Consider the following 9,379-nt stretch of genomic DNA (forward strand, 5'->3'; position numbering starts at 1 on the left):
TTTGAATAAACCTAGTTTTTGCACTTTATCTTTTTCATGTCACTATAAATTACTCCTTTAACGCTCTGCGGATTTTTATGTGAGCAGGTTCGATTGCTACTTCGGTGAAGTTAAAATATCGCTTTTATCTACAGTTAAAAGCGATAAAAGTTCCAATTTTTTCACTAAACATTGACTATTGTAAGTACCCAAAAACTAGCCGCGATCGCGCCGATCGCGAGATGCTGGGGTAGCATCCAGAGGAACTGCTGACGGGCAATTTTCTGCGTTACAAAAATCGAGCAGAGAACGCCAAAAATTAAAGTGCTGCCTTGTAAAAAGGCAATGACGGCGGGATGAGCGACAAGGACGGGCAACTGTGCGCCATTTAGCCCAAAAGTTGCTAAAGCCACAGGGAGAATTTTGCCGCTTTCTCCTAACCATAACGGGAAATAATGGGATAGATTTCCGGCGAGGATGAGGGGAAGGTAGCCGTAAGCGAGTTTGATAAAAGAAGGCAGTTGATCGCGCTGGGTTATCTTTGTGGATAATTTAAGGATCGCTTGGGCAAGAAGAGGAATGAGGGCGGGCAAACTGATTGCTGCAATCGCTAAAAGAGAATGGGGTAAAAAGCGATCGAGGTCTAAATTTAAACCGAGAAAATGTTGGACTTCGGGGAGGTGATGCAGGAAAACGACGTTGAGGAGTAGTAACAATAAGGCGACTTCATAACTTCGAGGAATGTGAGTCGTCCAAAGTTCGATTCCGGGCGGACGCAAGTTAAATTCAACCGAACGATGGGGGCAAGCTTTGAGACAAGTCATGCACAGTACGCAGTCGCGATTGTCTTCGAGTTGGGCGGGATGAGAGTAAAGAGGACAGCCGTCGGTTTCCATTCCTTCTCCTTTTTGCGGGCCGCCTTTATAGCATTGATAGGTGGTGCATTCTGCCGAACAAATTCCCTGTTGCGCTCTTAATTCTGTCATGGAAAGTTTGGCGAACATTCCATTCATTCCGCCAATCGGACAGAGATATCGACACCATAAACGCCGCTCGAAGATGGCGCTACAAATCATTGCGCCAGCGGTAATTAAGAGCAGTAACCAAGCGGAAAGATAAGCGGTATTTTCTAGGTTCCAGAGTTCTTCCCAAAGGAGAATGAGGGCAAAGAGGGCGAAGAGAAACCAACCGCCCCAGCGTTCTGCTCGTTCGCGGGGCCAACGTTTGAGCTTGTGTGGAAATAGCCATAGCGAGAGTTTTTGGGTGACTTCGCCGTAAATCATGAAGGGACAAACGGCGCACCAAACGCGCCCGAGTAAGGGGAAAAAAAGGAGAACTAAAGGCCACCACCAAGCCCAAAAAAGGTTAAGGGCAAAGTTGCGATCGCGCGTTTGCGGACCGAGGAATAAAATGGCTACAATCAGCGGAAATGCCCATAAAGTCAAACCGTAGTTAATCCAGTCCGGCCACCAAGGACTGCGTAAAAACTGCCGGAGTTTAGGATATTCTTCGAGCAAGTTGAGGCGAAATCTGTGTTTTTTCCCTTGAGACGGCCAAATAATTTCTTCGGTAATTTCATTGCCCGATTCGAGTTGAACGACAGCCCGTTGCACAAGATTTTCCAACTCGCGCAGGTTGTTGGGAAAATCATAAGTTTGCAACCGTCGTAGGGCTTCCGGACTTAAGTGAGGCTTGGCAATGCGTTTGGTACGCGCAGCAATGCTGAGATAGTAATTTACCCAATCCCCAATATCGGCTTTGCGCGTCCGCAGGGGAGGAACGGGGATATTATGGGCGACGAGGTTATCGATTTTCGGGATGGCTTGCTCGGAAACCAAGATAATGCGCGCTTCGCAGGTTTTGGAACCAACGTCTGTTTCTTCATTGCGCGAGACGGGCTGGTAGGTTCCCGTTTCGAGTAAATGCGCGATCGCGGGCCGCAATTCTGGCGACAATTCTTGAATATTATTGAGAACGAGCGTTCCTTTCCCCAAAGTCTCTAGCAGTCCGGGTTTGCCGCCCGCCCGCCCGAACAAGTCCGCGCCGTTGGCTTGCAGCGTACCGGAATTGAGCTTAATAATAGCTTGACGGCGATCGCGCGAACCGTAATGAATCAAAGCGGCAATATTATCTTTCTCTAATCCGGGTTCGCCGAAGACTAAAACCGATTTTCTATCGCCGGAAGCTTCTTCAATTTGTTTGCGCAGGCGTGTTGCGTAGCGACTTTTTCCTACGATTCCGCGTCGAGCTTTAGTTACGAGGTAAGGACGCAAAATCGTTTGACGTTCTTGTTCGTTCGCTAGTTCTGAAGTCAGTTGGGCGACTTCTTCGGCTAAGTTTTGAGCGACCATTTGCCCGATACTGGGATATTGTCCGAGCAGGGTTTGGAAGTTTTGGGCGCTCAAAAACCACAGTCGGCATTCGTCCTGACAGATAACAGTATGTTGGGCGGGTTTCTGTAATAGAAGCGCCTGTAAGTTAAGAGCGCAACCGGGTAGCAAACTAACCGAGCGGGCAATTTCTGGGTTATTAGGCAGTTTATCGCTTTCTGCTTTACCGCTGGCTAAAATGTACAGTCCGTCGGCGGGTTCGCCTTCGCGTAAAATCGCTTGTTCGGGACTAAAGGTACGTTCTTCAAGCGATCGCGCGATCGCTTCGAGGACTTCTGGGGCAAGTATACTCAGAGCAGTGCGTTCTTGTAACCAAACAACCAAATCTTGAGGAGTCATCTATGAATTATGAATTATGAATTATGAGTGATGAATGGGGAATTGCGAATTACGAATTACGAATTGCGAATTACGAATTACGAATTACGAATTACGAATTACGAATTACGAATTACGAATTGCGAATTACGAATTACGAATTACAAAAACCCCTAACTTCTCAATGTCGCACCAAATTGCTCTTCGAGCGCTTGGCGGACTTTTTGGTGGGCGGGTTCGATTTCGGCTTCGGTGAGGTTGCGATCGCGCGATCGATAGGCCAAGCTAAACGCTAAGCTCCGTTCTCCTGCCGGAACGTTTTCCCCTTCGTAAACATCAAACAGTTCCACCGCATCCAATAACTCGCCGCCTGCTTTCTGCATCGTTGCTTCGAGTTGAGCCACAGCAATATTTTTCGCGGCGAAGAACGCTAAATCGCGTTTGACGGCCGGATAGGTGGAATACGTCTGGAAGCGCGGCGGGGTAATGTTACCGCCCCCCATCACCTCGAGCAGTACCGCCGCTGAGAGTTCAAAGGCATACACCGCTTCGGGAAAATCGCGATCGCGTCGCAGTTGAGGATGCAGTTGTCCGAAGAATCCCAAACGTTTCCCGCCAACAGAGAGTACCGCCGTGCGTCCGGGGTGACAGCGTGCGTCGCTGCTATCGGGTTGATAGTCCGCGACGACTCCCAACCTTTCCAATACGCTATCGAGTAAACCTTTGGCTTCGTACCACGTCATCGGCGAACCTTTACCGCCAGAAACCCATTGACCTTGGGGGTTGAGGTCGCCGCCAAAAATGCCCGCGATCGCGTCGTATTCGCTTGCTATGCCCTCCAAATTGCGGAAAACGCGACCCACCTCAAACGCATTGAGAGCGCCGTTTCCGCGCGCTAAATTGTACTCAAAAGCATCGAGCAGTCCCGGCAATAATTCCGTCCGCAAGGCTGAATATTCGCTCAATAATGGGTTTGCGATCGCGATTTCGGCAGCTTCCGGTTTCACTAAGGAATAATGCACCACCTCCGTCAAACCCACGGCGCGGAAGGCTTCGCGGATTTGTGCCATTGCTTTGCGCTGCGGGGGCAGAATTCCGGCTTCGGTTTTCGCGGGTAAGGTATCGGCAAAGCGATCGTAACCGTAAAGGCGCGCCACTTCTTCAATTAAATCGATCTCCCGCTCTAAATCGCGGTAGCGGTAGGGCGGTACTTTCACCGTCCAGAGCGTTTCTTCGCCCGCCTGCCGTTCCAATTCGCAGCCCAAAGCCGTCAGAATTTGTTCCACTTCTTCGGCTTGTAAATCGTCGAGTCCTTCCTCCCGGCGAACCTGTCCGAGGATGTGACGGACGCGGGAAAGGCGCAATGAGAGCGATCGCGTCCAATCTTCCCGATTCGGGCGCGCGTCGGCAATGGCGCGGGCGGTAGGATTTCCGCCTGCGAGTTCGACGAATAACGCGATCGCGCGGCGAGCGGCAAATTCTAACTCAGCTTGGTTCACGCCGCGTTCGTAACGGGTGGAAGATTCCGAGCGCAACCCGACTGCGCGCGAGGAACGGCGGATTGCAACCGGATCGAACAGCGCTGCTTCCAAAACAATATCCTGCGTTCCTTCGTCTACTTCGGTTTCTTCGCCCCCCATCACGCCTGCTAAAGCAACGGGTTTATCGTTGGCGACAATTACCAAGTTTTGTTCGACGAGTTCCCGCGTTTGCCCGTCTAGGGTTTTCAGGGTTTCGCCCGCACCGGCGAAGCGCGTGCCGAGGACGATATTCTCGCTGCCCGCCACCGCTTGTAACTTGGCGCGATCGAAGGCATGGAGCGGCTGTCCCCATTCCAGCAGAATATAGTTGGTAATATCGACCACATTATTAATCGGTCGAACTCCGGCGGCTTGTAAGCGCTGTTGCAGCCAAACCGGAGACGGGGCAATTTTTACGCCTTCCACTACTGTCCCAATATATGCCGGACAAGCTTGCGCGTCGGCAACTTCAATCTTTAGCGTCGGTTCGGCGGGAATGTCGAGTTCCACTGCTTCTGGCAATCGCAGCGCTACTCCCGTCAAGGCTGCCACTTCTCGCGCTACCCCCACCAAACTTAACGCATCTGCACGATTTGCCGTCGATGTCAAGTCTAAAATAATATCGTCGAGACCGAGGAGGGGGCGAACGTCTTGACCGGGGGTCAGATTTTCTTCTGCAAAGATATAAATGCCTTCCGATTCCTTCGCCAATCCTAACTCTGCTAGCGAACAGATCATCCCTTCCGATTTCACGCCGCGCAACTTGCTGGTTTTGATTTTTAGATCGACGGCGGGGAGATAGGTTTTTGGGGGTGCGACAGCGACAAAGATATCGGCTTTAACGTTTTTTGCGCCGCAAACGATCGTCGAAACCGCTTCTTTACCCAGATCGACTTGAGTGACGCTCAGTTTATCCGCATCGGGATGGCGCTGGCAATCTACAACTTTGCCCACCACTACGCCATCAGCCAACTGGCGGCGATCTTCAATATTTTCGACCTCAAATCCCGCGACTGTCAATGTTTCAGCTAGCTTTTCAGCGCTTAGCGTCACATCGACCAGTTCTCGCAGCCAGTTTAATGAAATTAGCATTTGCTCGTCCGCTTTAAAATCCTCTCAATCGCTAAAATATTCTACCGCTTTTGTTGGAAGTCCCAGCGAGAGGGAGGTGAGATTGAGTCGATAAGATTGAGGGCTGGCGAAAGTATTGATTAACTTGCGGATATTTCAGTATTTTTGCGCGATCGTCACTTTTTTGCCGTCTCTCGGGCATAATAGAAGCTAGGAACGCGGGAGCTTTGCCGCAAGCAAAGGATAATTTCTTTCCTCTTTCGAGAGGGAATAAAGATTTTTCGATTTTTGACCGAATTACGTTCGTCTTTTTGACTTTACCGCGCAGGAATCCCAGAGACAGTGAAAAAGTGAGATATCCTAGTAATGTGCATCATGGCGATATAGGTGTTCTAGGTCAACCCTCGATTTCTGCAAACTGGCACCTCCTTATCGGGAATTTAGCGTAGCAGTTGTGTTGAATAATCGAGATGCCTTAAAGATTCGCTTTCAACCCGGACCAAGCTAGACTGGTGACCTTGAATGAGCTACTGTCTGAATCCTTCTTGTCCTCATCCCAGAAATCCAGATAACATCGACGTTTGCGGCGCTTGTGGCTCCCCACTGTTGATGCGCGATCGCTATAAAGGCATGAGAGCGCTGGGACAGGGAGGCTTCGGCACGACATTTTTGGCCGTCGATACCGGACTTCCCGGTCAACCTCCCTGCGTGATCAAGCAGTTGCGCCCTTCGAGTAACGATCCTAATGTCTTCGAGATGGCGAAGGAATTATTCGAGCGCGAGGCAGAAACTTTGGGCAGAATTGGCAACCATCCCCAAGTGCCGCGACTGCTCGATTATTTTGAGTACAACAAAGATTTTTATCTCGTTCAAGAATTTGTTAGCGGTCATAATTTACAGCAAGAAGTCAAACGCAACGGTCCGATAAGCGAGGCGGGAGCGCGGCAATTTTTGCAAGAAATTTTGCCGATGTTGCAATATATTCACGGTCAGCGAGTGATTCACCGCGATATCAAACCGGCAAACTTAATTCGCCGCGACCAAGATAAAAAATTGGTTTTAATTGACTTTGGGGCTGTAAAAAATCAGGTCAGCGGTGGAACGGCGAGTAACGGTAACGATCAAACCGCCCTGACTTCGTTTGCGATTGGAACGCCCGGTTTTGCGCCGCCCGAACAGATGGCGCTGCGCCCGGTGTATGCTAGCGATATCTATGCGGTGGGCGTAACTTGTATTTATTTGCTGACTGCAAAATCGCCGAAGGATTTGGATTACAACCCGAAAACGGGGGAAATGGTCTGGCAGAAGTATGTCAGCGTCAGCGATAGCTTTGCGCGGGTGTTGACGAAGATGCTCGAGGTATCCGTGCGCCACCGCTACCAATCGGCAGAAGAGGTGCTGCGAGATTTGGATATGGAGCCGTACCTGCAAGATTTGGCGCGGGGTTTAGCGGCTCAACCGAACTCGCCGACAGGGATCGATCCGCTACCGTCTTCGGGCCGCGATCGCTCGATGGCTAAGAATACGGGAAGTTCGGCAACCCAGCGCCTAGCGATGGCAATTCGCGAAAAACGACGCGCCCGTCAAAATTTAATAGATAACAGCGGCATTCAAGGTTATACGTCGCCGCCCACTCGAGGGGGAGGAGCGTCTTCTCAAGGCAGCAAGGCATCAAGAAAGGCGAAATTAGATACCGACGCAGTGTTAAGCGGGTATCTCAAAGGACGACGCGATTTTGCTCAGCAAAACCTCAGCTTGCTCGATTTGCAGGAAGCAGATCTGTCCGGCGGGATTTTTCATCAGGCGAAGTTGCTCAAAACTAATCTCCAAGGCGCAAATTTAACGAATACGAATTTCGGGCGCGCTAATTTAACTCAGTCGAACTTGCGGGATGCGAAGTTGGGGCGAGCGTATTTGAGCTATGCCAATCTCGAAGGAGCCGATTTGCGCGGGGCAGATTTGAGCTATGCTTCGCTCAGCTATGCGAATTTGAAAGGGGCTAATCTCTGCGGCGCGAACTTGAGCAATGCGAAGGTGACGGAAGAGCAACTCGCGCTGGCGAAGACGAACTGGGCGACAGTGCTACCGAGCGGGAAGCGAGGGTTTTGGTAAGTTAATTTGGATAATTAAATGCTACGTTTCCGGTGGAGCGATCGCGCCGTTCGCAGTCCTACGGGTGCTATAGCAGCCAGCAGCAGCCCCCACGCCATTCCTGGTTCGGGAACGTCAACCGGCGGAGTGAAGGCAATCCCAATCGGGCGTTGAAGGCGATCGCTATTGGCGACGAATAATGCCCCAGAATAACCCGAAAGCGGCAGGGGCAAGCCGGTAGAATCGTAGCGCAAAATCGAACCGATATTGTTTTGAGTGAAGTCGAAACCGACGGTAAAGAGATTTCCGTCCGATCCGAAGGCTAAGGAGCCGATAAAATTATTGCTGGGTTGGGTTCCGGTGTAATTGGTCGAGATCGCGCCCTCTAAAATACCTGTCAGCAAGTCGTAGCGTCGAATACCGTTGGCATAATCGCTGACGTACAAATCGCCATCTTGTGGATTAATGGCTAACCCCAAGAAGCTGACAAAGCCAAAACTATCGGGCGAAGGCTCGGGTTGGCGGGCGAAAACCTGCCCTTCTCCAGTTGCGAGATTGTAGCGCAACACCTGACTTTCAAACCGGTAATTCGGAACGCCATTTTCGGCAACGCTGCCCTGCGTCGTCGCATACAAAAAGCCATCGGAACCGAATAGGAGTCCGTTAGGCCCGTTGAGTCCGTCGGCGGTTCCGGTTCCGCGCGCGAACACATCGACAAATTCTCCGGTTTTGCTGTCGTAGCGCAGGATTTCATCGGAGAGAAAGCTGCTGACGTAGAGATTGCCATCCGGCCCAAAAGCCATACCGTAGGGACGGTATAGCCCGTTACCCGAGGCGAAGCGATCGATGAAAGCGCCGGTTTGACCGTTGAAACGCAAGATTGCCGAATTTTCTAGGGTTGTGCCGCTACTGACGTAGACATTTCCGTCTGGGCCGTAAACGATGGTATCGGGGTCAATTAGGCCGCGATCGGCGGTAATAAATTCGCCGAGGAAGTTTCCGGTTACTTCGTCGAAACTGACAATATTATTACCACGGGTATTGCTGACTAAGATCGCTGCTTCGGCACTGGGGAGGCTGGAATTGACGCTCGCGATCGCAGCAACTCCGAAAATACCCGACAAAAAATGATTTTTTTTCATTGTTACAGAGAAAATACCGAGAAACCTCAGTAATATCCTATAACTTTTTCAGTTGAGATCCAGGACTTTGATGCGATAAGATTGGCTCTTCACCAAATCTTTAAGGTTCATGCACGCTCTTTCCTTACCGACTTGGATCATTCACGTTTCTAGTGTCATTGAATGGGTAGCAGCAATGGGGTTAATTTGGCAATACGGAACGCTGAGGAGCGATCGCGCGTGGTATGGATTGTCCTTTGCGATGTTACCCGCCCTAGTTAGCGCCCTCTGTGCTTGTACTTGGCACTTTTTTGAGAATGCCGACGCTTTGCGCTGGTTAGTGACGCTGCAAGCGGCGATGACGGTGTTGGGAAATTGCACGCTTTGCTTAGCCGCTTGGTGGATTTGGCGTTCTTCGACGGTAAAGGAGCAAATTCGTGAATAAAGAGACTTTATTTGCCCTCTCGCTGTTTCCCTACTTAGGGTTTTTGGGGTTCATGACGCGCTCTAAGGGAGTTCCCCGCCTCGCGTTAATCGGTTTTTACGTGCTGCTCGTTTTTGTCGCCGTCACCATTCCCGCCGGGATTTATGCCAAAATCCACTACGGTAAAGATTTGGCGAATGTCGATTGGTTGCACGGAAGTGCGGAATTCTTTCTAACTTTTTCCAATATTTTGGTCGTCCTCGGATTTCGGCAGGCAATCTTACGGGAACAGAAGCGGGAGGGGGGAGCCAAGAATTCGTGATTTGTAATTCGTAATTCGTAATTCGTAATTCGTAGCTCTATCGTAGCGATTGTCTTAAATGTCAAGTCAGTAATGAGAATTTAGCTGAATTTTCTGGGCGGCGATTGAGGCCGCGACAATTGCTTCATCCCGCTCGCGAACAC

Annotated in this window: 6 protein-coding genes; 3 read left to right on the forward strand and 3 right to left on the reverse strand. The window is 50.5% G+C overall.

The window, feature by feature from the left end; genetic code table 11:
* Positions 1-164 precede the first annotated feature (164 nt).
* The gene (locus H6G50_RS05670) at positions 165-2,708 is read right to left on the reverse strand and encodes a cyclic nucleotide-binding domain-containing protein (RefSeq protein WP_190714105.1); all 2,544 of its coding nucleotides are present in this window, start codon (positions 2,706-2,708) and stop codon (positions 165-167) included.
* A gap of 152 nt (positions 2,709-2,860) precedes the next feature.
* Entirely contained in the window at positions 2,861-5,299 is a 2,439-nt protein-coding gene (gene pheT, locus H6G50_RS05675; protein ID WP_190714107.1) for a phenylalanine--tRNA ligase subunit beta, read from the reverse strand.
* Between the two features lie 501 nt (positions 5,300-5,800).
* Between pheT and H6G50_RS05680 the strand changes: the two genes are divergently transcribed.
* Positions 5,801-7,390: a serine/threonine-protein kinase gene (locus H6G50_RS05680; RefSeq protein ID WP_190714109.1), complete on the forward strand. Its 1,590-nt coding sequence runs from the start codon at positions 5,801-5,803 to the stop codon at positions 7,388-7,390.
* Between the two features lie 14 nt (positions 7,391-7,404).
* Here the strand turns inward: H6G50_RS05680 and H6G50_RS05685 are convergent, their stop codons facing one another.
* Positions 7,405-8,511: an NHL repeat-containing protein gene (locus H6G50_RS05685; RefSeq protein ID WP_190714111.1), complete on the reverse strand. Its 1,107-nt coding sequence runs from the start codon at positions 8,509-8,511 to the stop codon at positions 7,405-7,407.
* Between the two features lie 109 nt (positions 8,512-8,620).
* On the opposite strand from H6G50_RS05685, the gene H6G50_RS05690 reads away from it, so the two are divergent.
* Both H6G50_RS05690 and H6G50_RS05695 read left to right on the forward strand, forming a co-directional pair.
* Entirely contained in the window at positions 8,621-8,935 is a 315-nt protein-coding gene (locus H6G50_RS05690) for a DUF2499 domain-containing protein (RefSeq protein WP_190714113.1), read from the forward strand.
* Positions 8,928-9,236 carry a DUF3593 domain-containing protein gene (locus H6G50_RS05695; protein ID WP_190714115.1) on the forward strand — a complete coding sequence of 103 codons (309 nt, stop codon included), beginning with the start codon at positions 8,928-8,930 and terminating at the stop codon, positions 9,234-9,236. The genes H6G50_RS05690 and H6G50_RS05695 overlap by 8 nt, the downstream gene beginning before the upstream one ends.
* Positions 9,237-9,379: the final 143 nt, after the last annotated feature.

Origin of the sequence: Oscillatoria sp. FACHB-1406, assembly GCF_014698145.1 — a bacterium.
Classification (GTDB): Bacteria; Cyanobacteriota; Cyanobacteriia; order Cyanobacteriales; family Spirulinaceae; genus FACHB-1406.

Excerpts from the sequence above, each read along its gene's own strand:
- H6G50_RS05670 (WP_190714105.1), bottom strand. The coding sequence starts at position 2,708 with ATGACTCCTCAAGATTTGGTTGTTTGGTTACAAGAACGCACTGCTCTG.
- pheT (WP_190714107.1), bottom strand. The coding sequence starts at position 5,299 with ATGCTAATTTCATTAAACTGGCTGCGAGAACTGGTCGATGTGACGCTA.
- H6G50_RS05680 (WP_190714109.1), top strand. The coding sequence starts at position 5,801 with ATGAGCTACTGTCTGAATCCTTCTTGTCCTCATCCCAGAAATCCAGAT.
- H6G50_RS05685 (WP_190714111.1), bottom strand. The coding sequence starts at position 8,511 with ATGAAAAAAAATCATTTTTTGTCGGGTATTTTCGGAGTTGCTGCGATC.
- H6G50_RS05690 (WP_190714113.1), top strand. The coding sequence starts at position 8,621 with ATGCACGCTCTTTCCTTACCGACTTGGATCATTCACGTTTCTAGTGTC.